Consider the following 346-nt stretch of genomic DNA (forward strand, 5'->3'; position numbering starts at 1 on the left):
CGCGCGCCGACGGCAGCCGCAGCGGCCGCAGCGGCGTGGTGCGCGAAGCGGAATTGCTGGCCGGTGATGCAGGGCTTGCGCGCTACCGGCTGACGGTGGCTCCGTGGCTGTGGCTGGCCACGCAGCGACGCGCCAGCCGCCTGTTTGAAAACAAGCCGGTGCTGGACATCGTGCGCCACGTGCTCGATACCTACGAAGGCTACGTCTACCGCATCGCGGCCGACGTCGACAGCGCGCTGGCCGACCTGGCCCCGCGCCCCTACACCACGCAGTACCGCGAAACCGACTACGCCTTCATCAGCCGCCTGTTGGCCGAGGCCGGCCTGGGCTGGACCGTGCTGGAAGA

1 protein-coding gene is annotated in these 346 nt (G+C 70.2%); it reads left to right on the top strand.

Going from position 1 to position 346, the window contains the following annotated elements; genetic code table 11:
• Positions 1-346, top strand: a 346-nt coding sequence (locus AC6LJ2_RS30100; RefSeq protein ID WP_498152770.1) for a contractile injection system protein, VgrG/Pvc8 family, incomplete at both ends; no start/stop codon positions are given.

The sequence above is a fragment of the Achromobacter sp. 1014246743 genome (assembly GCF_059760725.1).